The organism is Candidatus Pelagibacter bacterium nBUS_27 (assembly GCF_051200985.1).
Classification (GTDB): Bacteria; Pseudomonadota; Alphaproteobacteria; order Pelagibacterales; family Pelagibacteraceae; genus Pelagibacter.
Map to the genome: position 1 here is coordinate 901,535 of NZ_CP172845.1, position 23,975 is coordinate 925,509.

A 23,975-nucleotide genomic window follows, 5' to 3' on the forward strand; every position below is an offset into this window, starting at 1 on the left:
ATTCAGATATTTAATTCTAAATAGATTTAACTACAACAAAAATGACAATACCTAAATTAAGGTTGAATTTGAGTTGTTAGGCAAAAAACAATCAACAATTTCTCCTTTTTTAAACCTAGTCTTGCCTGCTGGCAATAATGTCCAAATATTTGATTTTACAAATGATTTAATTCTAAACGACTCTTGTCCTTTAAGAATTTCAACTTCCATTTTTCCATTTTTAGTTGTGTTTAATTTACTTTTAGCAAACCTCGTAAAGTTTTTCTTCTTTAAGAAACTATTTTTAAGAATAGCTTTGAAAGGCTTTTCGCTATTAAGACCCAAAATATTCTCTATGTAAGGATATACAAAAAATCTAAAGCAAGCAGCGGAAGACATTGGGTTACCAGGTAATCCAAAAATTGTTTTTTGTTTACCTTTGATCCTAGCAAATAAAATAGGTTTTCCAGGTCTGATTGCTACACCTTTAAAAAAATGATCTAATTTAAAGGACTTTATCACATCAGGAATAAAATCAAACTTTCCAGCAGAAACTGCACCTGAGGTAATAATGATATCTATTTTGGAATTAAATGTTTGAGTAATTTTTGATTTAAAAATATTTTGATGATTATCTTTTAAAATTCCACCATCAATAAAATTAAACAAAAAATTTTCATTTAAGCTTTTGATATAATGGCTATTAGAATTTCTGACTTTCCAGTCAGGGATATCATCTTTATTTGATATTTCATTTCCTGTAGAGAAAAATAATATATTTATCTTTTTTTTAACTTTAATATTTTTAATACCCAGTGTTTTAAAAGCTAAAATATGATTAGCTTGAATAATTGTATTTTTTTTTATGACTAATTCATTTTTTTTATAATCAGAACCTGCAAACCTGACATGATTATATTTTCTAATCTTTTTGTTAATCAAAATATGTTTTTTATCTGTACTAAAAATAATTTTTTCAATTGGAATGATAGTATCAAAACCTATTGGCATTATTCCACCAGTCATAATCTCGATAGCTTCAAATTTATTGATCTTTTTTTTAAAAGGTTTTGTGCCTGCAGCAATAGAGCCTATAATTTTGAAATTTATTGATAATTTTTTTTTAATTTTTTTTGTATCATTAGAATTTATTGCATAACCATCAAAAGCTGCATTATCTCCTGACGGATAATTAATATTAGAATAAATATCTTTTGACAAAACTCTGTTTAAAGAGTTTGTACTCTTAATGTCTTCATCTTTAATTTTGATGATTGCTTTCTTCAAAATTTTTTTTGAGTCTTGATAACTAATCATTTTTTAAAATTTCTTCAGCTTTTGCCAATTCTTCTTTGGTATTAATGTTAAAAAAAGGATCTTTATTTTCAAAATGCATATCAATTGATTTAACTCCTATGCTATTTGCCCAAATTTCAACCTTTCTCTCTCCTTTGTCTAAATCTTCTTCTAATTTATCTAATAGATCAATAGACCAAAGTCCAAATATATTGTGTCGTGTATTATTTGATTTAATGAAGAAAAGTTTGTTCTCATCAAAATTTATGGCTTGTAAAAACTTTTTTAATATATGCGTTTTAAAAAATGGAGTATCGGCAGGAAAAGTTGATATCCACTGATAATTTTTATTATTTTCTTTGACCCATTTCATAGCCGTCAAAACTCCTCCTAGTGGTCCTAAGTTTTTCTTAAAATCGCTTATTAATGTAATATTTTTAGATTTCTTAAAATTGATTGAGTTATTGGCTACTAATAATATCTCTTCAAATTCATCAGTAATTTCCGATAAAATGTAATCAATCAATAATCTATCACCTAATTTAACTTGGCATTTATCTTCACCAAACCTTTGTGACTTTCCACCTGCTAGTACTACTCCTAAAATATTGTTATGATCCATTTATCAAAATATAAAACATTAAAACTTGAATTAAAGAAATATAATGAACCTTAGAATTTTAGAAATAGCTTCTTATACTGAACATAATAAAATTATTGAAAACTTTACCCATAAATCAAAAAATAAAAATCCATTATGTGGAGATGAAATGGAAATAAGCTTAGTAGTTAAAAATGATGTGATTAAGGATATGGGTTATCAATGCAAATCATGCATTTATTGTCAAGCATCAGTTAGTTTACTCTCCAGAAAAGTAAAAGATAAAAGCGTAGAAGAAATTAAGGATTTTATAGCTAACGGTGAAAAATTATTTGATGATGTTAAGGTTAATATTGAAAAACACTGGAATGATTTTAAAGAAATATTAGATAAAAAAAATCTCTCAAGAAAAGAGTGTTTGTTACTTCCTTTAAAAACTGTTTTAAAAGCTTTGAAGACTTAAATGATAAAGATTACAAAACCAATTTTACAAAAAGCATTAATAGCAGGTTTTTTTTCTGCATTCACTATTGGTGTATTAACTGTGCTTACTTATAAAAGCACATTGGGATATTTTTTAGCAGGGTCATTTGGTTCTTCAATGGTTTTGTTGTATGGTTTTCCTGAAAGTCCTTTTGCACAACCTAAAAATGTTTTTTTTGGTCATCTTATAACTGCCTTGGTAGGTATAATTTTTGTTAATTATATTCCACTTCCAATTTATATTAACATTGCTTTAGCTGTTGGAGCTGGAATTTTTTTTATGATCTTGCTAAATGTAGTTCATCCTCCTGCTGGTGGTAACCCCATTATAGTTATAATTGGAAGTGTATCTTATGAATATCTAATTAGTCCAATAATTTTTGGATGTATTTTAATTTTGCTATTAGCAATTTTAATTAATAAATTTATTCTAAAAAGAAATTATCCTTTAAAATAATTCATGAGCTCAAAATATAAAATTTTAAAATTTAATTCAGGAAAATTTGAACAAGTTGAAGATTTAGTTTCAATTGAAGAACCATTAGAAATTTCTTTAAAATTTAAAAAACAAAACGATTGGATTACGCAAAATTTATCTATAACTATGAGAACTCCTGGTAACGATGAAGATTTAGTCAGGGGGTTTTTATTTAATGAACAAATAATTAAAAAGATTGAAGATATTAACTCAGTAGAAAGTTATGGAGAAAAAGTAGGACAATATAATATTCAAAATAAAATTTTGGCAACTCTTAATAATTCTGAGAACGTGAATATTTCTAAAATTAAAAGAGATTTTTTAACTAATTCTTCCTGTGGTGTTTGTGGTAAATCATCTTTAGATACGCTTGAGATAATTAAAAAAGATAAAACAAACTCATCTGAACCTCAAATTTCAGAGGAAGTCGTCATACAATCACCAAACACGTTAAGGGATAATCAGTCTGAGTTTAGCAAAACGGGTGGTATACATGCTAGTGGTCTTTTTACTTCTAATGGTGATTTAGTTGAATTAAGAGAAGATGTTGGAAGACACAATGCTCTAGATAAACTCGTAGGAAGTGTATTAGTTAATCAACAGTTAGATCCAAAGTCACAATTTATAACATGTTCAGGTCGACTTAATTTTGAATTGGTTCAAAAGGTTTTAATGACCAATATTGGTATAATGATTGGGGTTGGTGCGCCAACTAGTCTTGCTATTGATTTAGCGAATAAATTTGACATGACCCTCATAGGTTTCGTAAAGAGGGACAGTTTTAATATTTACACAAATAACAAAAAAGTTATTGTGGGTTAAAAAAAAAGGGTATTTGTGTCAAAAAATATAAGCAATTTATCAGGAAGAATAGGTTTAAAAGATAACCTGTTCAAACAGATTTCGGAGAATACACTAAGTGACTCTCCTAAAGATATTAAAGAAATTGCTAAAGAGCATAATTTAGGTGTTTCAACACTTCATGGTGCAGAATCTTTTTATGAATTTTTAAGACCTTCTCATAGAGAGAAAAAAGCATTCGTTTGTAATGGAAGCGCATGTATGTGTGCTGGGACTCAAGACAAGTTAAAGGATACTTTAAAAGAAAAACTTGGAAATGATAAAGTAGGTGAAATGTTTTGCTTGGGTCATTGCTATGAAAATAATGCCTTTCATTATGATGGTGAAAATTATGCAGGAAAAGATATTGAAAAAATTGATCAAATCTTGAAAGGTGAAGATGTTAAACAAGAAAAATTCTTCTCAAAAAGTTTCGCTACAACAAGTTTTTTAATGGACGATAAACTTTCATCAGCAGATCAATTTAAAGATCAGTTAAATAAGTTTTTAAAAACAGATAAAAAAGAAATAGTTAAATCTTTGTTAAACTCTAACTTAACTGGAAGAGGCGGTGCAGGCTTCCCTACAGGAATGAAATGGGATTTTTGCAGTAAAGCAAAAGGAGAAAAAAAATATGTTATCTGTAATGCAGATGAAGGAGACTCTGGAGCATTCTCAGATAGATACTTGCTAGAAGATCAGCCTCTCAAAGTTATTTTTGGTATGGTTATCTGTGGACTAGTTATTGGAAGTGATGAAGGAGTTTTGTATATTAGGGGTGAATATCCAAAATCAATAGAAGCTATTAATGGAAGTATAAATGAACTTAAAAAATTAGGTCTACTTGGTGAAAATATCTTGGGAACAGATTTTTCTTTTGATTTGGGAATTTGTATTGGGCAAGGTGCTTATATTTGCGGAGAGGAAACTGCTTTGATTGCATCAATAGAAGGAAGACGTGCCGAGGTAGATGTTAGACCACCCTTCCCAGTAACAGAGGGTTTATACAAAAAACCTACCGTGGTAAACAATGTTGAGTCATTAGCAGCCGCAACTGGAATTTTGATAAATGGATCTGAAAAATTTTCAGCAATAGGAAATAAAAAATCTGCTGGAACAAAATTAGTTTGTCTTGATAGTTTTTTTAATAATCCAGGTGTTTATGAAATTGATATGGGAACTCCTATGAGTAAAATATTTAATGAAATTGGTGGTGGATACAAAGAACCAATTAAAGCGTTTCAAGTTGGTGGCCCTCTTGGTGGTGTTGTTCCAATAAGTGAGATAGATAATTTAAATTTAGATTTTCAAGAATTTACTGCTAAGGGTTTTATGCTAGGACATGCAAGTGTAGTTAGTATTCCAAAAGATTTCTCAATGTCAGAATACATTCATCATTTATTTGAGTTTTCTGCAGAAGAGTCGTGTGGAAAATGTTTTCCAGGTAGACTTGGATCATACAGAGGTAAAGAGATGTTTGATCAAGCAAAGAAAAAAACGGCTAAAATACCCCTTAAATTACTTAATGAATTGCTTGTTACTATGCAGAAGGGTTGCTTATGTGCACTTTGTGGAGCTATCCCTACTCCAATAATGAACATCCTTAAGTACTTTGGGGACGAAATGAAAAATGATATGGTTAAGGATAATTAATGAGTTCTGAAAAAAGAAAAATTGCATATATTGATGGAAAACCATACGAAATTGGTGCCAATCATACGTCTATTCTTAAATTCGTCAAAAGCTATGTTGGAGAAAAAAAAGTTCCTACACTTTGTGATGATCCTAATTTAGCTCCTTACGGTGCTTGCCGTGTTTGTTCTGTAGAAGTTGCTTTAGAGAAAGATGGTCCAACAAAAATTGTTGCATCATGTCATACTCCTGTTGCTGAAAATCAACACATCTTTACATCCAATGATGCTTTAACAAGTCTTAGAAAAAATATTGTTGAATTAGTTTTAACTGATCATCCTATGGAATGTGACAGTTGTGAGGTTAATAATAATTGTGAACTACAAACTGTTGCAAATGATTTAGGCATTTCTGATCACAGATATAACAGTCCAAAACAGCATAAAGGAATTCCAAGAGACACTTCTCATGATTATATGAGAATGAACTTAGATAATTGTATTAATTGTGGAAGATGTGTACGTGCTTGTGATGAAATTCAAGGATCATTTGTTTTAACAATGAGTGGTAGGGGTTTTGAGTCTAGAATCACTACAGACAATGATATGATGTTCGGAGACTCTTCTTGTGTGTCTTGTGGCGCTTGTGCTCACACTTGCCCAACAGATGCCATCTCTGATGTTTTCAAATCAAAATCAGCAGATGTAGATAAAAAAGTTAGAACGACTTGTTCTTATTGTGGTGTAGGCTGTAATCTAGAAGCTTCCATCAAAGATAATAAGGTTGTTGCAATTGACACTCCTAAAGAAACAGAAGTTAACGCAGGTCACACTTGTATTAAAGGAAGATACGCATTTAGTTTTTATGATCATCCTGACAGATTAAAAACACCTTTGATTAAAAGAAATGGAAAATTTGAAGAAGCAAGTTGGGATGAAGCTTATGATTTTATAAAAAAAGAAATGAATAGAATTGTAAAAGATAGTGGCCCTGATGCTTTTGCTGGTATTTCTTCTGCAAGATGTACTAACGAAGAAAACTATGTTTTTCAAAAAATGATAAGAGCTGCTGTTGGAACTAACAGTGTTGATTGTTGTGCAAGAATTTGTCACTCACCTACTGCATGGGGAATGCAACAAACATTTGGAACAGGCGCTGCAACTAATTCTACTGATGACATTTATTATGCAGATTTATTTTTAGTAATTGGAGCAAACCCAACTAATGCTCACCCTGTTACCGGTGCTAAAATTAAACAACAAGCAATGAAGGGTAAAAAATTAATTGTATTAGATCCAATTACTACTGAACTTGCTAAACTTGCTGATTACCATATTAAACTAAGACCAGGTACCAATGTTGCTGTTCTTAATATGATGCTACATTTCATTATTAAATCTAAATTATATAACGTTGATTTTGTAAGAGACCGAACTGAAGGGTTTGATAATTTTATTAGAGAAATTGAAAAGCAAGATGTAGATCAGTTGGCTAAAGTCGCTGGTGTTGATAAACAAATGGTCAAAGAAGCTGCAATTGCATACGCAACAGCACAAAACTCAATGGAATTTCATGGTTTAGGGGTAACAGAGCATGAGCAAGGTTCAAAAACAGTAATGTTAATCGCCGATCTTGCAATGATTACAGGAAATATTGGAAGAAGAGGTGTGGGTGTAAATCCACTAAGAGGACAAAATAATGTTCAAGGTGCAGCGGATATGGGGTGTCAACCTCATCAAGGTGCAGGATACTTTGAAGTGGCTGATGAAAAAAACCAAAAATTTTATACTGAAAAATATGGCGTAACACACCCAACAAAACCAGGTCTTAAAATTCCACAAATGTTTGAAGCAGCAATTGATAAAGAATTAAAAGGCTTATGGATTATTGGTGAAGATATAGTTCAAACTGATCCTAATAGTGCACATGTAGTTGAAGCAATGAACTCACTAGAATTATTAGTTGTGCAGGAAATTTTTATGAGTGAAACAGCGAAACTTGCAACTGTAGTTTTGCCTGGAACAACATTCTTAGAAAAAGATGGAACTTTCACAAATACAGAGAGAAGAATTCAAAGAGTTAATAGAGCAGTTGAACCTCTGCCAGGAACAAAACCTGATGGAGTTATTGTAACTGATATGATGCAAAAATTAGGTTTTGATCAACCAACATATGATGCTGATCAAGTTTTATCTGAAATTGCTGATGTAGTACCATTCTTTAAAGGTGTTACAAGAGAAAGACTTGGAAAATTAGGATTACAATGGCCTGTTCAAGAAGATGGAACAGATACCCAAATACTACACACGGAGACATTTAAAATAGGAAAAGGGCAACTTAAGAATTTTGATTGGAAAGAGTCCACAGAAATTGAAACTAATAAAAAAGATTATCCATTAATCTTAACAACCAGTCGAGTGTTACAGCATTACAATGCTGCAACTATGACTAGACGAACAAGCAATATAAATATTGTTAAAGAGGACGTTTTATTAGTTCATCCTAAAGATGCTGTAGAAAGAGATTTGAATACAGGTGATATTGGAAGATTATATTCAGGTAGAGGTGAAGTTGCTTTGAAAGTAGAAGTTACAGACAAAGTTAAACAAGGTATCGTGTTTACAACTTTCCACTTTCCAGAACATATGGTTAACATGGTTACCGGACATGGAAAAGATGAAGAAACAATGTGTGCTGAATATAAAGTTTCATCAGTGCAAGTTCAGAAGATTTCAAATCAATTTAAAACTGAAGTACAACCAAAAGAAAATCAGGCTGAAGTAAAATAAATAAAATGACCATTGGTTGGCATTTTGATAACACCTATTCAAGACTATCAAATACTTTTAAAGAAGAAATTAAACCAACACCTGTTCATAATCCTGAGCTTGTAATCATAAATGATAATTTAGCTAATAATTTAGATTTAAATTTTTCAAAAATTTCTAAAAAAGATCTATCTGAAATGTTTTCTGGAAACAAAATACCAAAAGATATCAAAACTATTGCGCAAGCTTATGCTGGCCATCAATTTGGTCACTTTACTATGCTTGGAGATGGAAGAGCTGTTCTTTTAGGTGAACATATTACAAGTAATAACAAGCGTTTTGATGTTCAATTCAAAGGTTCTGGCCGAACATCCTTTTCAAGGACTGGAGATGGTCGTGCTGTTTTAGGTCCTATGTTAAGAGAGTATATAATTAGTGAAGCAATTCACGCATTAAAAATCCCAACGACTAGAAGTCTTGCAGTAGTAAAAACTGGTGAAAAGGTTGTAAGAGAAAATTTATTACCAGGGGCAATCCTAACCAGAATTGCATCAAGTCATATTCGTGTTGGTACTTTTCAATACATTTCAGCAAAACAAAATTTGGATGATTTAAATACCTTAGTTAATTACACAATAGAAAGACATTACCCAGAAATTAAATCATCAAATAATAGGGCTTTAGATTTACTTAATCTTGTAATGGAAAAACAATGTAAGTTAGTTGTTGATTGGATGCGTGTAGGTTTTGTTCATGGGGTAATGAACACAGATAATATGACAATCTCAGGTGAAACGATTGATTATGGTCCTTGTGCATTTATGAATCAATATGATCCTAAAACAGTTTTTAGCTCTATTGATAAATTTGGTAGGTATTCATTCTCAAATCAACCTCCTATTACCAAATGGAATTTAGCAAGATTTGCTGAATGTCTAATACCACTAATCAATAAAGATGAGGATACCGCTATTACTTTAGCAACTGAGACTATTGATAACTTTCAAAATATATATGAACAAAAATGGTTAAATATGATGAGAGATAAACTTGGCTTATATGGAAATGATACAAATGATAAAAAGCTAATTAATAATTTATTAAATTGGATGGAAAAAAATAAAGCCGATTATACAAATACATTTTGTTATCTAATGAATGTCAAAATTAATGACCAAATATATAAAGATGAGTATTTTATAAAGTGGTGCAAAGAATGGCAAAACAGAATTTTTAAAGATGATGGTTCAAAAGAAAAATCTTTAGAACTTATGAAAAATTCTAACCCTGTTATTATTCCAAGAAATCATAAAGTCGAAGAAGCCTTAACAGCTGCTAATGAAGATAATTTAGAGGTAATGAATAAATTATTATCAAAATTGAGTAATCCTTATAATGAACAAATTGATATTGAAGATTATAAGTCACCATCAAATGATAAAAATTATCAGACTTTTTGTGGAACTTAATTTATAATACGTATGGCTCTGGTCTTGCGCTATTTCCAAGAACTCTTTCAACAGCAAAATCACTAATATCAATTGTTTGATATGAGCCTGTGGTAATTAATTCTGTTAAAGCTCTTCCAATTCCAGGTGCTTGCATTAAACCTCTACCCGTAAATCCAGATGCCATATATACATTTTCATATTTTGGATGTTTGCCAACTACAGCATTGTTATCTAACTTATTACAATCATAGTAACCTGCCCAACCACCAGTTAGTTTTAATTCTTCAAATGCAGGTATTCTTTTAGCTAAGGCAGGCCAAACTAACTCTTCAAAATCATTCCATGCTGGCTCCAAATCTTCTGCATCAAATACTGAATTAGGTGAACCAGCAAGATACTCGCCACCCTCTGGTCTCCAATAAACGCCTGTTGTTAAATCGCCTGTTAAAGGCATTTCTTTAATATATTTTGGACACTTTACCCTAAAAACAGTATGTTTTTGTGGGACAACAGGGATATCATCAAGTAATTTTTTAGTCCAACATCCAGCAGCTGATATTATGGTGTTAGCTTTAATTTCAGAGATACTTTTTACTTCTCCTTTTATAAATTCAGCTCCTAATTCTATAGCTTTGCTTTTTAACGCTCCATGAAACATAAATGGATCAATCCATCCTTCACTTTGATTGTCTGTATAAGTAGCTGTTTCTATCCCTTCACTATTTATATAGGGAAATACTTTTGATAACTCAGAACCTTTAATATTTTTAGTTCCAGCTTCACAAACCTTATGATTTTCGAGAGCTCTATATTGTTCTTCTGCATGCTCAGGGCCAAACATTAATAAATAGCCATTGGTTACCATGCTAGCAGTTGGATTGGGATTCTTTTCAGTTTTTAAAAGATCTGGAATTTGATAAATAAATTCTCTTGCAAATTTACCAAGTAAAATATTTTCTTTCTGATAAAATTGTCTTCTAAAACCACCTAATGATAATGGAAACGAAGCTGTTTTATAAGTTGGATCTCTTTCTATTACTTTTACTTTTCTACCTTCTTTAGATAAAAAATAAGCACTTGCAGCCCCTATTATACCACCGCCAATTATTACAACATCATCCATATTCAATTTAATATTATTAAACTAAAATTTAAAATCAAAGCAAAACTGCACCAAAGTATATAAGGAATCATTAAATAGGAACTTGCTATGTTGACACGATTAAATCTAATAATAAGAATAACGATTAGGCTAATTAGTATTATCAGCACAAATAAAGCTAATAACATGTTATGAAATACAAAAAAAACTATACTCCAAGTTGTATTAAAAACCAGATGGATGAAATAAATATAAACAGTATTCATATCTCGGTTTTTATTGTGCCAAAAAACCCATATTGCAATTGTCATCATCAAATATAGTGTTGTCCAAACAGGTGCAAATATCCAATCTGGAGGATTGAACACTGGTTTATTTAACAATGAGTACCATGGTTCTTTAAAGCTAATTGTCGCTAAGCCTCCAATGAAAGAAGCTGAAAATGTAACTAAACTAAAAAGTAAGAATGATATGAATTTGTTTTTTAACACATATCTATTATACAATAAATTATGGAAGAAAAAAAAGTTATTTGGATAACTGGTGCAAGCAGTGGAATAGGTAAAGCTGTTGCAATTGAATTTGCAAAAAATGGGTGGATAGTTGCCGTATCTGCAAGACGAGAAAATTTGTTAAATGAACTTAGAGAAATTAATGAAAATATTTATCCCTTTCCGTTAGATGTTACAGATATTGATAAATGTAAAACAGTTGCAACAAACATAATTAATCAATTTAAAAATATTGATATTTGTTTATTTGGCACTGGAATGCATGATCCAAAATCAGAAAAAAAGTTTAATTTAGACAAGATAAGACAAATTATGGAAGTAAATTATTTTGGAACAATGAATTCTATAAACTCTATCTATGATTATTTTTCTGAAAAAAAAAATGGTCAAATATCAATAATTTCTTCTGTAGCTGGCTATCGAGGTTTACCTGCTGCTGGAGCATATTGTGCTTCCAAAGCTGCACTTACTAGTTTTGCAGAAAGTTTAAATTTTGATATGCAAATGAAAAATGTGCGAGTTTCACTTGTTAGCCCTGGTTTTATTAAAACCCCAATGACAGATCAAAATGATTTTCCAATGCCAATGATTAAATCACCAGAATTTGCAGCGAATGAAATATATAAAGGGTTAACTGTGAAAAAAAGTTTTGAAATACACTTTCCAAAAGCTTTTACGTATTTTTTGAAATTTTTACAATTACTACCTAGTAGTTTGTATTTTAAACTTGTTTCAAAAGGTATGAAAAAAATAGATTACTAATCTTTTACAAATACTACAGTTAACTCAGCCACTTTAAATCCAAACTTTGTCATTGTTGCTCTGTTAATTGCAACTCTGTCATCTTGTTTAAAAATCCAATCATCAAATGTGATCTTCATTTCTTTGCCTTTGACAGGTACTAATAAAACATATTCAAATTTAAATGCAGGTCCATAAGAGTATCCTATTGCTTTACCAACAACATCTCCTGCAGTACCTTCATAATTATTTTCATCTATCTTGTTGATAGTCCATTCTCTATTTTGCACTTCTCCATCATCCCAATTAAATTTTTCTTTTAAAATTAATTGCTTACCATCCCAAGTTCCATCTAGGTCAGCAGAGAATTGTCTTGTTACTTTACCAGATCTATTCTGGAGAACACCCCAGGCTTTTACATTTCCTGTTAAATATTCTTCGATTATTAATCTTGGTTCTTTATTTTTAAAATCTTCTGGTTTCATTGCGCTATTATTTGAACAACTTGTAATTAAGAATAATGAAATTATCAATGAAATTGATCTAATAATATTTAAATGACGCATTTGTATCTCCCCTATGTATTATTTATTTTGAAGTGAAAATTGAATTAAATCAATATTTTTTGATTTAAAACCGGCTTCACAATACGAAAGGTAAAACTCCCACATTCGTTTAAAAGTTAAATCAAAACCTTGGTTTTTAATCAAATCCCATTTTTTATTAAATTCATCTCTCCATAAAGCTAATGTATCTGCATAATGATCCGCATAAGAAACATACGAGCTCACAGTTAATCCATTATTAGACACAAGTTTATTAATAGTATTTTTATTAGGTAAAAACCCTCCTGGAAAAATATATTTTTGAATGAAATCTTGTTTATTTTTATACCTATCAAACAAACTATCATCTATGGTAATAGCTTGTATAGCAGCCATGCCTCCATCCGAGAGATTATGTTTGATTGTTTTGAAATAGCTCTCTAAGTAATTTTGACCCACAGCTTCAATCATTTCAATTGATGCTATGGAGTCATATTTTCCTTTTAAGTCTCGATAATCTTTAATTTCTATATTAACCTTTTCATTCAAACCACAATTATGAATTCTTTCTTTTGCATATTCAAATTGTCTCTTTGAGATAGTAATACAATCCAATTTAACATCATAATTTTTACCTAGATACTCTGCAAAACCACCCCAACCACAACCAATTTCTAAAACTTTATCCCCATTGCTGGGCTGAATTAAATTAATTAACTTTTGGTACTTGTTATTTTGCGCATCAGACAAATTTTTATTTTGATCATCAAATATTGCACTTGAATATGTGAGAGTTTTGTCTAGCCAAAGAGAGAAAAAATCGTTTCCAAGATCATAATGTTTAGCAATATTTTCCTTACTTCTATTTTTTGTATTTTTAATAAATCTGTTTTTAATAAAATTTAAAAATTTTAAATCTAATAAACCAGCAAATTTATGTACAATATTAATATTTCTTGCAGTTAATTCAATTAAATCAGATAAATTATCAGTTTCAAATTCATCTCTCATATAGCATTCAGCAAATCCAATACTTCCTCCTTTGATTAAATTATAATTTAATGCAGGAGTTTTAATTTTTAAATTAGCCTTTAGTTTGTCATTTGGATTGCCAAATTTTATTACTTCACCAGAAAAAGTTGAGATTTCTAAAGATCCAACATTTATTCTTTTAAGAATACTAAAAACTATTTTATCTGCAACGCTGTAAAGTAACATTAATTTTCAATTGTTATATTATTGTTAGTTTTAATTTTTTTTTTTATGAACTTAATTCCTTTTGTCCATAATTTAAACGCTTCATAATGTATCGCTAGGATGATCTTAAAAGTCATCATTGGATGTTTTAAATATGATTTAATTAAACATTTTGTATTAAAATCTGACCTAATTCCATCTTGTGAGGCATACAAAATTTTATCTTGAGCGTCATACTGATCAATTATAACTGATATTTTATTCCCTGGTTTTAATAGTCTAAAAAAATAATTACAATTCATTTCAATAAATGGAGATACATGAAATTTTTTAGAGCAATTATTTTGTATTAAATTAGCATCCTTTTCTACTCGAAATATATAAGTATGTTGTTCGCCAAATGTATTTTTAACTTCATATAAAATTGAAATTAATTGATCTTTTAAATCATAAACATAAAAAACACTTAAAGGATTAAAAACAAAACCAAAAATTCTTGGATAACATAAAATCTTAATTTTTATATTGTCAGTAGAAATATTATTTTTTTTTAAATTATTATGTACCCATTCTACCAATGAAGATCCATTTCTTTCACCATGATCTTTGTCATAAAAGCTGATTAAATTAATCTTATTATATGAAAAAAAATTAACTTTATTATGTAGTGTTTCTAATTCAGAAAGATCTATTAATAATGAAAAAACATTATATTTAAAATAATGAATCTTTGGTTTAAACCTTTTGTGTATTACCTGCCCGTTATATATAGATGAATTAATCATTTAAGGTTTTAAGCATTTCAATTGAAGATTTTATGCCATCTTCATGAAATCCATAACCAAAATAACTTCCTACAAATAAAGTATTGTTAACATTCTGAATAGAATTTAATTTTGACTGATTTTTTAATGCATTTTCATCATAATATGGATGAGTAAAATCTATCTCATTATAAATCTTATTAGGGTCAATTTTAAAAAAAGGATTTATTGTTAAAAAAATATTTTGATTAATCTTTAAATTTTGTAATTGATTTAACCAATAAGTAACTGATGAATTCTCTTTATTATTTGGATCTAATGATGAATTCCATGAACACCATGCTTTTTTATTATTTGGCATTGAGCTTTCATCAGAGTGAATTATTGCAATATTTTTTCTATATTTAAAATTATTTAATATTTGTTTTTCTTGATCGGAAGCATCCGAGATAATCTTTAAACTCTCATCAGCATGAGAAGCTAGTACAACTTTGTCATAAGTAAAAAATTCATGTTCTGATCCATAATAAACCTTTACCCTATTGTCACCTCTTACGATTTTATCAATTTCATAATTTTTATAATATTCTCCACTTATATTTGATAAAATTTTATTAACATAAGTTTTACTCCTATTAGATACTGTGAACCACTGAGGTCTGTTTTTAAGTTTAAACAATCCATGATTTTTAAAAAAATTTAAAAAGAATGATAATGGCATTTGCGATGCCTCATATGGTGGCATTGACCATATCGCTGAAACCATTGGTATTATGTGATAATCTATGAAGAAATTAGTTTTTTTGATTTTTTGCAAATATTCTCCAAGTGTAATGTTATTTTCAAGTGTATTAGGATCTAATTTTTCACACCTTTTGTAAAAATTAATTATTTCAAAAAACATTTTTACAAATTTATAATTAAATAAATTTAATTTGTTCGAAAAAATACCATTTAAACCTTTGCCACAATATTCGATATTGGTTTCTTTAACATTGACTGAAAATGACATGTCACTTTCTTCAATTTCAATCTCATTTTCTTTAAAAAAATTAATTAAATTTGGGTATGTGATTTTATTAAAAACCATAAAACCAATATCAACGGCAACTTTTTCTTTATCATTGTATTTAACATCCAATGTATAAGAATGACCACCAAAACGATCCTGCTTTTCAAACAAATCAACTTTATGTTTTTTTGATAAATAGTAAGCTGAGCTTAGTCCTGATATTCCCGAACCTACTACTGCAATTTTCATTTAATAATTTTATGCAGCAGTATCTTCATACTCATCCATTGATGGACATGTACAAAATAGGTTTTTATCTCCATAAACATTATCTACTCTTCCAACTGGTGGCCAATATTTGGCTGTCTTTAAAAATTCAGATGGATAAGCTGCTTCCTCTCTCTCATATTTATGTTCCCACTTGTTGGAAGCTAATTCAAGATGAGTATGTGGCGCATTCTTTACTGGATTGTCCAATTTATCATATTCACCTGAATGTATTTTATCGATTTCTTGTTTAATTTTTTGAAGAGTTGAGCAAAATCTATTTATCTCACTTAAACTTTCACTTTCAGTTGGTTCAATCATCATAGTTCCAGCAACAGGCCACGACATTGTGGGCGCATGGTAACCAAAATCTATTAAACGCTTAGCTATATCTTCCTCTGTAACACCTGTATCAGCTTTTATTTTTCTAATATCAATAATACATTCATGGGCAACATTCCCACTTTTGCCTTTGTACAAAATTGGAAATGAATCTTTTAGTTTGTGAGCAATATAATTTGCATTTAATATAGCAACTTGTGATGCTTTCTTTAAACCTTCAGAACCCATCATTTTTATATACATCCATGAGATTGATAAAATGCTTGAGCTTCCCCAAGGGGCAGCTGAAACAGCACCAATTCCTGTTGTAGGTCCACAATCTTTAATCACTGAGTGTTTTGGTAAGAAGGTTTCTAAATGTTTTTTGCAAGCTATTGGTCCCATACCTGGTCCTCCTCCGCCATGTGGAATACAGAATGTTTTATGTAAATTTATATGACAAACATCTGGGCCAAATTTTCCTGGTTTTGCAATACCTACTAATGCATTTAGATTTGCTCCATCCATATAAACTTGTCCACCATTTTCATGAATAAGTTTACAAATATCAGTTATTTTCTCCTCAAAAACTCCATGCGTTGAAGGATATGTAACCATTAATGCTGCTAAATTATCTTTATGTTCTTCAGCTTTTTTCTTTAAATCTTCAAAGTCTACGTTTCCATGATCGTCACATTTAACCACAACGACTTTCATCCCAACCATTTGCGCACTCGCAGGATTAGTGCCATGAGCAGAGCTTGGAATTAAACAAACATTACGATTAGCTTCATTATTTTTTTCATGAAATTTACGAATTACCATTAATCCAGCAAATTCGCCTTGGGCTCCAGCGTTTGGCTGCAGTGATACACCTGAAAAACCAGTAATTGATCTAAGCCAATTTTTTAAATCAGTAAAAAGTTCTCTATAACCATCCATTTGTTCTACTGGAGAAAAAGGGTGTGGTTGTGAAAACTCTTTCCAAGTTACTGGTATCATCTCAGATACTGCATTCAACTTCATTGTGCATGAACCTAAAGCTATCATTGATCTATTTAAAGCAATGTCTGCATCTTCTAGTTTTTTTAAATATCTAAGCATTTCAGTTTCTGAATGATAGCTATTAAAAACTGGATGATCTAGGTAAGTTGAACTTCTTAATAAATTTTTAGGAATATTAGATAAGCTCTCATTCATAGATTCTTTAATTGTTTCAGAACAATTAAAAATTTTCAGCAATTGATTAGCTCTGTATAGATTTTTTCTTTCATCAAAAGAAACTGCAAGCATCTCTGAATTTACTTTTCTGATGTTAACACCTTCATCTAAAGCATTTTTATAAATCTTATCAGTCTTATCTAAAGTTTTTACAGTTACAGTGTCAAAAAAATGATCTGAATAAAGTTCATATCCAGATTGTTTCAGCTTATCAGCAAAATTTTTTGTTAACTGAGAAACACTTTCTGAAATTTTTTTAATTCCTTTAGGGCCATGATAAACTGCATAAGCTGCAGAAACAATTGCCAATAAAGCTTGAGCAGTACAAATATTACTTGTAGCTTTATCTCTTCTAATATGTTGCTCTCTGGTTTGAAGAGCTAATCTATAAGCTTTTTTACCATGTCTATCTACTGAAACTCCAACTATTCTACCTGGCATCGATCTTTTGTATTCATCTTTTGTAGCAAAAAATGCTGCGTGTGGACCACCATAACCCATTGGAATGCCAAATCTTTGTGAACTTCCTACAGCAATATCTGCTCCTAATTCTGCAGGTGTTTTTAATTTTGCAAGAGCTAGCAAATCACAAACTAAAACTGCTTTACCATTTTTTTTATGTATTTTACTTATTGCTTCACTAGGATCTTTAATATCTCCTAATGTACCAGGATAACTAATTATACCGCAGATAATCTCATCTTTGATATCAGTCTCCTCATCACCAATAATTATTTCTACCCCCAAAGGTTCGGCTCTAGTTTTAATGACTTCAATTGTTTGTGGGTGACAATTTTTTGATACAAAAACTTTATTTGAGTCTGTCTTAGATACTCTATAGCTTAAACCCATAGCCTCTGCTGCGGCTGTTCCTTCATCTAAAAGTGAAGCATTAGCTATATCCATACCTGTAAAATCAATAATCATCTGTTGAAAATTCATTAACATCTCAAGTCTACCTTGAGCAACTTCAGGCTGATATGGTGTGTAAGAAGTATACCACCCTGGATTTTCTAAAATATTTCTCAATATAACGTAAGGAGTGTAGGTTCCGTAATATCCCATTCCTATAAAGCTAGAATAAACTTTATTTTTTTTTGAAATATTCTTTAATTTTCTGAGTGCTTTATATTCAGAATTTGGATCTCCTATCTCTAAATCATCTTTTAATAAAATGTTTTCTGGTACAGTATTTTTTATTAACTCATCTAGATTTTTATACCCTAACTCTTTAAGCATAATATTTTGCTCTTCAGTAGAGGGGCCGATGTGTCTTTGAATAAAATCTTTTTGAGCATTTTTTAACATTTAACTACCACTTTCTTTTGCAAATTTGTCATATTCATCTTTGTTCATTAAACTATCTAGTTCATTTTTATCTTTAATTTTTAATTTGAAAAACCAAGCTTCATTTTCTGGATCTGAATTAATTTTACCAGGATCGTCAACTATTGATTGATTATTTTCCATTACTTCACCTGATATAGGTGTGTAAACATCGCTTGCAGCTTTAGTTGATTCTACTACTCCGGCATTTCCATCTTTTTCAACAGAAGTACCTACGTCAGGTAATTCTACAAATACAATATCTCCCAACATTTCAGTTGCATGTTGGGTAATACCTATTGTGCCAACATCACCTTCTATTTTTATCCACTCATGTTCTTTAGAATATTTAACTTCACTCATTTAGCTGCTCCTTTCACATAACTTTTTTTATAAAATGGTAATCCACAAATATTTGCTGGATATTTTTTTCCTCTTACCTCAAGAAAAACTTTTGTATCTTTTTGAGAAAATTCTTTTTCAACATAACCCATTGCAACTGGTCCATTCAAGCTTGGTCCAAAGGTACCACTAGTTACCTCACCAACAACCAGCTCATCTTCATTGAAAATTTTTGTTTTCTCCCTCGCAATTAATCTTCCTTCTGGTTTAATGCCAACTCTAATTTGCGGAGTACCCTCATTAATTTGATTTATAATTTTATCTGAACCTATAAACCCACCATTTGTTATTCTTTCTTTAGATATTGCCCATTTAAGATTGGCTTCGATTGGAGTTTTATCCAAACCTAATTCATGACCATATAAACACAGTCCAGCCTCTAATCTCAATGTATCTCTAGCGCCAAGTCCTATAAGCTGAGCTCCATTTTCAAGTAATTTTTTTGTAAACTCTTCGGCAAAATCATTGGGGATAGATACTTCAAAGCCATCTTCACCAGTATAACCTGATCTAGTTACAAATAATTTTTGATCTTTGTAATAAAACCAATTTCCTGTCATAAAATTTAGGTCTTTTGCTCCATTAAGAATTAAATCTAAAATCTCTACAGACTTAGGTCCTTGTATTGCTATTAAAGATCTATTTTCTTCTAAATTCATCCTATATTTATCGTTAAGTAATTTAGATATAATTTTAAAGTCATTATCCTTGCAAGCAGCATTTAATATTATTAAATAACCACCATCTATTTTTGTAATAATCAAATCATCATAAATTCCAGCATTTTCATTCATTAAAAAACTATATTTTGATGAATTTACTTTTAAGTCTTTTAAATTAAGCGGAAAAATTTTTTCTAGATCCGCGGTTAGACTATCATCACCATAAATAAACAATTGCCCCATATGCGAAACATCAAAAATGCCTGAGTGTGTTCTTGTAAATTTATGCTCTTCAACAATACCTTTGCTGTATTGTATTGGCATTTCATAGCCTGCAAATTCTACAAACTTAGCTTTGTTGTCTTGATGAAGTTTGTTTAAAGATGTTTTTTTTATTTCCATACTAACTCGTTTTACCCATCTGTATATTTGCCTGAGAGTTTTGCTCCTTCGGCGAGAATTTAATCTCTTTCCAGAGTTAATATGTTACGGTCCTTTATACCTGAGAGTTTCCTGGGTGGTTGCTCCTTCGGTGTTACAAAATTTGTAATCTCTCCCGTTAATGATCAACTTATCAACTATTTACAGATGGTCAATGAGAAATACTTTTTTTACGCGCACTTAATAGTGAGTAAAATTGAACCAATACAGCAAAAATAATTATAGCTCCTCCTATCAACCCAAACATAGATGGTCTTTCACTAACAAATATAAAGGCCCAAATTGGTCCCAAAACAGACTCAGATAACATTATTATTCCGACCATGGCTGAAGGTGTAGTTCTTGCTCCAGTTGTAATAAATATAAATCCTAATCCAACTTGAAAACAGCCACCTAGAAAACCAAGAAAAATATCATGCGGTGAAATCATTATTTTTGTTGAAAGTAAAAAACCAATAAAGCATGAACATATACCTGCTATAAATTGTGCTGGCACCATATCAACTGTTGGAAATTTTCTCACAATAATAATTAAAACTGCAAAGGTGATAGGCATTGTAAATGCTGCAAGATTTCCTGAAAGCTCACCTGGTGTTAATGAATTTCCCACCATCAACAAAACGCCTGATATTGCTAAAATAATTGATGTTAACGTAATTGCAGAAATTTTTTCCTTGAGAAAAAAATAACCAAATATTGCGAGAAATAAAATTTGAAGAGATATAATGAAATTCGTATTAGCAACCGTCGTGTTATACATTGCAAATACATATCCACAGAAACCAAAAGATAAAATAATTCCACCAATAAACCCTGGTAAACCAGAATCTTTAAATGCTTTAAAAGTTTTCTTCTTATAACTGATTATTAAAAAAGCTAGAACTGTCAGAGAAAAAAATAAGGATCTCCAGAATAAAATTTGCCATAAAGTTGAACCTTCAAATGACTTAACTATAAGTCCACCAAAACTTAAACAGCAAGCACCTAAAAATACTAATAAAGGTCCTGGTAATTTTGTAATTATATTCATTAGATTTGTGAAATTAAATTTTGAGTTTCCATTTCATACAACTTAAACAAAGTTTCTGCATCAGATAATTCTATTTCTTTAAATTTTATTTTTGACCCAGGCGATATTTGAACCAATCTGTCATAATCAACACTAGCAACAACTCCTATTTTTGGATAACCCCCTATCGTTCCATGGTCTGATAGCATTATAATTGGATTACCATCTGCTGGAACTTGTATTACCCCCTTCAACAAACCTTCAGATTTAATATTTGTATTAACAATGTTTTCTATTTCAGGGCCATTTAATCTCATACCCATTCGATCAGATAATTTTGAAACTGTAAATTCTTTTTCAAAAAAATTTTTTTTTCCTTCTTCAGAAAAATAATCGAAATTAGTTCCTTTTATAACTCTTATATTTTCTACTTTTGAGTTTAAATAATTAGTTTTATTTTTTTGTTGATTTGTACTTATCTTTGAAATGATTAATTTTTGATTATTCTCTAATTTTTTACCCTCGTTAGAACCAATGTTGGCTTTTGTATTTATTGAGCAGCTACCCCATTGTAATTTTAAATCAAACTCCCCACTAACAGCCAAATAGCCATAAACAGATTTGTTGGTTGATAGAATATCAATCTCATCTCCATTTTCTATTAGATAATTTTCATAACAATTAGCCTCTATTTCGTTATCCTTTTTTCTTATTTTAAAAATTACATCTCCAGCCACAGCTATGGTAATATTGTCTCCGCTATACTTTAATAAAGGACCTTGATATGCAAACTCGATAACTGGTAAGTCTAATTTATTACCAACTAGTCTATTAGCTAATAGATAATTTCTATTATCCATGGCTCCACTGAAAGGAATACCAATATGGTATAAATTATTTCTTCCCATGTCTTGAAATGTTGTGTTTATACCAGCTCTTATTATTTCAAAATAATTGCTACTCATTATAATTTTTATATTCTTCAAATGTTATTTGTTTAAATTTAACAGTGTCACCTGGGTTAATTAAATTAGGATCTTTTTCTTTTGAACTATCAAATACTTCTAACGGAGTATTTCCGATGATGTTCCACCCACCAGGACTTTCAAATGTATAAATATCAGCAAATTGTTCTGTTATTCCAACAGATCCTTTTGGTACTTTTACTCTTGGAGTTTCCAACCGTTGAACTCTCATATTTTCATCTAAATCACCTAAAAAAGGCATGCCTGCTATAAATCCTGTCATATAACAAAAAAATTCTTTATTAAAAAAATTCTCTAGAATTTTTTCTTTAGTTAAATTTAATTTATTTTCTAATCTTTCCATGTCTAAAGAAAATGAAGCATCACAGCAAACTGGTACTTCTAAATTTTTGTTATTTATCTTTAAAGTTTCTTCAACATTAAGTTTTTCAATTTTATCTTTGATTTCTCTAAAATTTGTTACACGAAGATCATAAGAAATAATCAATTTATTATAAGAAGGTGTAAGATTATTAATTCCTTTAATTTTTTTTTCTTTAATTGTATTAAAATACTTAATTACATCAGAGTTAATTTGTTTATTAACCTCAGTTCCAAAATCACAGTAAAGAGCTGCGTCACCAAGATTTGATATATTTTTTATCATGTCATGTTATACTTCAACATTTAAGACTATGGAAATTAATATAAATTGTGATTTAGGTGAAAAATCTAAACATCATTCTAATAAGTATGATCCTGATTTACTAGAGATAGTAAATTCTGCTAATGTTGCCTGTGGTTTTCATGCTGGAGACGATGAGTCTATGAACCAAGTTATTAAAATATCCAAGGAGAATGGAGTAAGCATTGGTGCACATCCATCATTTAATGACCCTGAAAATTTTGGCAGACAAAGAATGAATCTTTCTTCAGGTGAAATTACAAAATTAATAATTGATCAATATGATATTTTACAAACAATTGCAGACAATTATAAAGAAAATGTTACACACATTAAGCCTCATGGTGCACTTAACAATATGGCCTGTGAAGATATAGAATTAGCAACTACTTTAGCTAAAACTATAAAAGGAATTAATAAAGATTTAATTTACCTTGTTCCAACTGGTTCGAAAATGGAGGAAGCTGCAAAAAAATTCAACATGAAAATTGCATGTGAAATTTTTGCGGATAGAAACTATGAGGACGATGGAAATCTAGTTTCTAGAAAAAAATCTCACGCATTAATAACTGACCCAGAGCAAGCAAAAAAACATGTGCTAAATATGGTTAAAAATCAGGCACTTAATTGTCACAGTGGAAAACAGATACCTTGTGAAATAGACTCTGTATGCATACATGGTGATAACGATAGTTCATTAGCTACAGCAAAATCAATCAAAAATAATTTGATTGATAATGGACTTAAACTTAAACCTTTAAACTTAATGGAGAAATTTATTTAATGTTAAAAAAATATTTAATTGTATCTTTTTTTATAACTTTATTTTCAATTAGTTCACAAGCTGCTGGAACAGATGATAGTTCAGCAAAAGTTAAATCTAATTACGACAAAGCTGTTTCACTTATTAAACAAGCAAAGAAATATGAAAAAAAAGGCAAAACTGAAAAAGCTAATAAAAGATATGAGAAAGCTCAAAAATTACTTTTAAAATCTAATAAAAAAAAACCACTTCAAGCTGATACTTTAAATTATCTGGGTTTTACAACTAGAAAACTAGGTGATTATGAAAATGGAGAGAAATATTATTTACTTGGTTTAGAAATTGATCCAAATCATAAAGGAATTAATGAATACTTGGGCGAACTTTACGTTGTAACCAATAGAATTGATCTTGCAAAAGAAAGATTAAATGTATTGGAAAATTGTAATTGTGAAGAGTATGGTGAATTAAAAGAAATAATTGATGGAACAAAAACATCAAAATATTAATTC

General features: G+C 30.0%; 23 protein-coding genes and 1 riboswitch. Of the genes, 9 read left to right on the top strand and 14 right to left on the bottom strand.

The window, feature by feature from the left end:
* Window positions 1–51: 51 nt before the first annotated feature.
* Together ACIJYG_RS04890 and mobA are read right to left on the bottom strand one after the other, a co-directional pair.
* Complete coding sequence (locus ACIJYG_RS04890; RefSeq protein WP_435087690.1) at window positions 52–1,296, bottom strand: molybdopterin molybdotransferase MoeA; 1,245 nt, start codon at window positions 1,294–1,296, stop codon at window positions 52–54.
* Window positions 1,289–1,897: a molybdenum cofactor guanylyltransferase gene (gene mobA, locus ACIJYG_RS04895; RefSeq protein WP_435095775.1), complete on the bottom strand. Its 609-nt coding sequence runs from the start codon at window positions 1,895–1,897 to the stop codon at window positions 1,289–1,291. Before mobA ends, ACIJYG_RS04890 begins: the two co-directional genes overlap by 8 nt.
* Before the next feature lie 43 nt (window positions 1,898–1,940).
* Here mobA and ACIJYG_RS04900 point away from each other — a divergent pair, with 43 nt between their 5' ends.
* Genes ACIJYG_RS04900 through ACIJYG_RS04925 form a run of 6 tightly spaced genes read left to right on the top strand, consistent with a single transcriptional unit; the run spans window position 1,941 to window position 9,546 of the window.
* On the top strand, window positions 1,941–2,339 hold the full coding sequence (locus ACIJYG_RS04900; protein WP_435087693.1) for an iron-sulfur cluster assembly scaffold protein: 399 nt from the start codon (window positions 1,941–1,943) through the stop codon (window positions 2,337–2,339).
* Window positions 2,340–2,816: an HPP family protein gene (locus ACIJYG_RS04905; RefSeq protein WP_435087694.1), complete on the top strand. Its 477-nt coding sequence runs from the start codon at window positions 2,340–2,342 to the stop codon at window positions 2,814–2,816. It begins immediately after the preceding gene.
* A 3-nt stretch (window positions 2,817–2,819) separates the two neighbouring features.
* On the top strand, window positions 2,820–3,659 hold the full coding sequence (gene fdhD / locus ACIJYG_RS04910; protein ID WP_435095778.1) for a formate dehydrogenase accessory sulfurtransferase FdhD: 840 nt from the start codon (window positions 2,820–2,822) through the stop codon (window positions 3,657–3,659).
* A gap of 15 nt (window positions 3,660–3,674) precedes the next feature.
* Window positions 3,675–5,330 (top strand): NADH-ubiquinone oxidoreductase-F iron-sulfur binding region domain-containing protein, encoded by a 1,656-nt coding sequence (locus ACIJYG_RS04915; protein ID WP_435095781.1) that lies wholly within the window; start codon window positions 3,675–3,677, stop codon window positions 5,328–5,330.
* On the top strand, window positions 5,330–8,098 hold the full coding sequence (gene fdhF, locus ACIJYG_RS04920; RefSeq protein ID WP_435095784.1) for a formate dehydrogenase subunit alpha: 2,769 nt from the start codon (window positions 5,330–5,332) through the stop codon (window positions 8,096–8,098). Before ACIJYG_RS04915 ends, fdhF begins: the two co-directional genes overlap by 1 nt.
* A 5-nt stretch (window positions 8,099–8,103) precedes the next feature.
* Complete coding sequence (locus ACIJYG_RS04925) at window positions 8,104–9,546, top strand: protein adenylyltransferase SelO (RefSeq protein ID WP_435095787.1); 1,443 nt, start codon at window positions 8,104–8,106, stop codon at window positions 9,544–9,546.
* A 1-nt stretch (window position 9,547) separates the two neighbouring features.
* On the opposite strand, the gene ACIJYG_RS04930 is transcribed toward ACIJYG_RS04925, so the two are convergent.
* Complete coding sequence (locus tag ACIJYG_RS04930) at window positions 9,548–10,651, bottom strand: NAD(P)/FAD-dependent oxidoreductase (protein WP_435095790.1); 1,104 nt, start codon at window positions 10,649–10,651, stop codon at window positions 9,548–9,550.
* Between the two features lie 2 nt (window positions 10,652–10,653).
* The gene (locus ACIJYG_RS04935) at window positions 10,654–11,121 is read right to left on the bottom strand and encodes a TspO/MBR family protein (protein ID WP_435087702.1); all 468 of its coding nucleotides are present in this window, start codon (window positions 11,119–11,121) and stop codon (window positions 10,654–10,656) included.
* Between the two features lie 21 nt (window positions 11,122–11,142).
* Between ACIJYG_RS04935 and ACIJYG_RS04940 the strand changes: the two genes are divergently transcribed.
* Window positions 11,143–11,904, top strand: coding sequence for an SDR family NAD(P)-dependent oxidoreductase (locus ACIJYG_RS04940; RefSeq protein ID WP_435095793.1), 762 nt, complete (start codon window positions 11,143–11,145; stop codon window positions 11,902–11,904).
* Here ACIJYG_RS04940 and ACIJYG_RS04945 read toward each other — a convergent pair.
* The 10 genes from ACIJYG_RS04945 to ACIJYG_RS04990 all read right to left on the bottom strand — a co-directional run bounded on the left by ACIJYG_RS04945 (window position 11,901) and on the right by ACIJYG_RS04990 (window position 22,682).
* Window positions 11,901–12,449, bottom strand: a complete 549-nt coding sequence (locus ACIJYG_RS04945) for a DUF3833 domain-containing protein (protein WP_435087706.1) — start codon at window positions 12,447–12,449, stop codon at window positions 11,901–11,903. The genes ACIJYG_RS04940 and ACIJYG_RS04945 overlap by 4 nt on opposite strands.
* Window positions 12,450–12,467: 18 nt before the next feature.
* Window positions 12,468–13,646 carry a class I SAM-dependent methyltransferase gene (locus tag ACIJYG_RS04950; RefSeq protein ID WP_435095796.1) on the bottom strand — a complete coding sequence of 393 codons (1,179 nt, stop codon included), beginning with the start codon at window positions 13,644–13,646 and terminating at the stop codon, window positions 12,468–12,470.
* Window positions 13,646–14,410: a DUF1365 domain-containing protein gene (locus tag ACIJYG_RS04955; RefSeq protein WP_435087709.1), complete on the bottom strand. Its 765-nt coding sequence runs from the start codon at window positions 14,408–14,410 to the stop codon at window positions 13,646–13,648. Before ACIJYG_RS04955 ends, ACIJYG_RS04950 begins: the two co-directional genes overlap by 1 nt.
* On the bottom strand, window positions 14,403–15,650 hold the full coding sequence (locus ACIJYG_RS04960; protein ID WP_435095799.1) for an NAD(P)/FAD-dependent oxidoreductase: 1,248 nt from the start codon (window positions 15,648–15,650) through the stop codon (window positions 14,403–14,405). The genes ACIJYG_RS04955 and ACIJYG_RS04960 overlap by 8 nt, the downstream gene beginning before the upstream one ends.
* Before the next feature lie 9 nt (window positions 15,651–15,659).
* A complete protein-coding gene (gene gcvP / locus ACIJYG_RS04965) occupies window positions 15,660–18,518 on the bottom strand; it encodes an aminomethyl-transferring glycine dehydrogenase (protein WP_435095802.1) in 2,859 nt (952 codons plus the stop codon).
* The gene (gene gcvH / locus ACIJYG_RS04970; protein WP_435087714.1) at window positions 18,519–18,899 is read right to left on the bottom strand and encodes a glycine cleavage system protein GcvH; all 381 of its coding nucleotides are present in this window, start codon (window positions 18,897–18,899) and stop codon (window positions 18,519–18,521) included. It abuts the gene before it with no gap.
* Window positions 18,896–20,002 (bottom strand): glycine cleavage system aminomethyltransferase GcvT, encoded by a 1,107-nt coding sequence (gene gcvT / locus ACIJYG_RS04975; RefSeq protein WP_435095805.1) that lies wholly within the window; start codon window positions 20,000–20,002, stop codon window positions 18,896–18,898. The genes gcvH and gcvT overlap by 4 nt, the downstream gene beginning before the upstream one ends.
* 77 nt (window positions 20,003–20,079) lie before the next feature.
* Window positions 20,080–20,169, bottom strand: a riboswitch (glycine riboswitch).
* Window positions 20,170–20,192: 23 nt separating this feature from the next.
* Window positions 20,193–21,071, bottom strand: coding sequence for a DMT family transporter (locus ACIJYG_RS04980; RefSeq protein ID WP_435095808.1), 879 nt, complete (start codon window positions 21,069–21,071; stop codon window positions 20,193–20,195).
* Window positions 21,071–22,015 (bottom strand): biotin-dependent carboxyltransferase family protein, encoded by a 945-nt coding sequence (locus ACIJYG_RS04985; RefSeq protein WP_435095811.1) that lies wholly within the window; start codon window positions 22,013–22,015, stop codon window positions 21,071–21,073. Before ACIJYG_RS04985 ends, ACIJYG_RS04980 begins: the two co-directional genes overlap by 1 nt.
* Window positions 22,008–22,682 (bottom strand): 5-oxoprolinase subunit B family protein, encoded by a 675-nt coding sequence (locus ACIJYG_RS04990; protein ID WP_435095814.1) that lies wholly within the window; start codon window positions 22,680–22,682, stop codon window positions 22,008–22,010. Before ACIJYG_RS04990 ends, ACIJYG_RS04985 begins: the two co-directional genes overlap by 8 nt.
* A gap of 28 nt (window positions 22,683–22,710) precedes the next feature.
* Between ACIJYG_RS04990 and ACIJYG_RS04995 the strand changes: the two genes are divergently transcribed.
* Both ACIJYG_RS04995 and ACIJYG_RS05000 read left to right on the top strand, forming a co-directional pair.
* The gene (locus ACIJYG_RS04995) at window positions 22,711–23,484 is read left to right on the top strand and encodes a 5-oxoprolinase subunit PxpA (RefSeq protein WP_435095817.1); all 774 of its coding nucleotides are present in this window, start codon (window positions 22,711–22,713) and stop codon (window positions 23,482–23,484) included.
* Complete coding sequence (locus ACIJYG_RS05000) at window positions 23,484–23,972, top strand: tetratricopeptide repeat protein (RefSeq protein ID WP_435095820.1); 489 nt, start codon at window positions 23,484–23,486, stop codon at window positions 23,970–23,972. The genes ACIJYG_RS04995 and ACIJYG_RS05000 overlap by 1 nt, the downstream gene beginning before the upstream one ends.
* Window positions 23,973–23,975 lie beyond the last annotated feature (3 nt).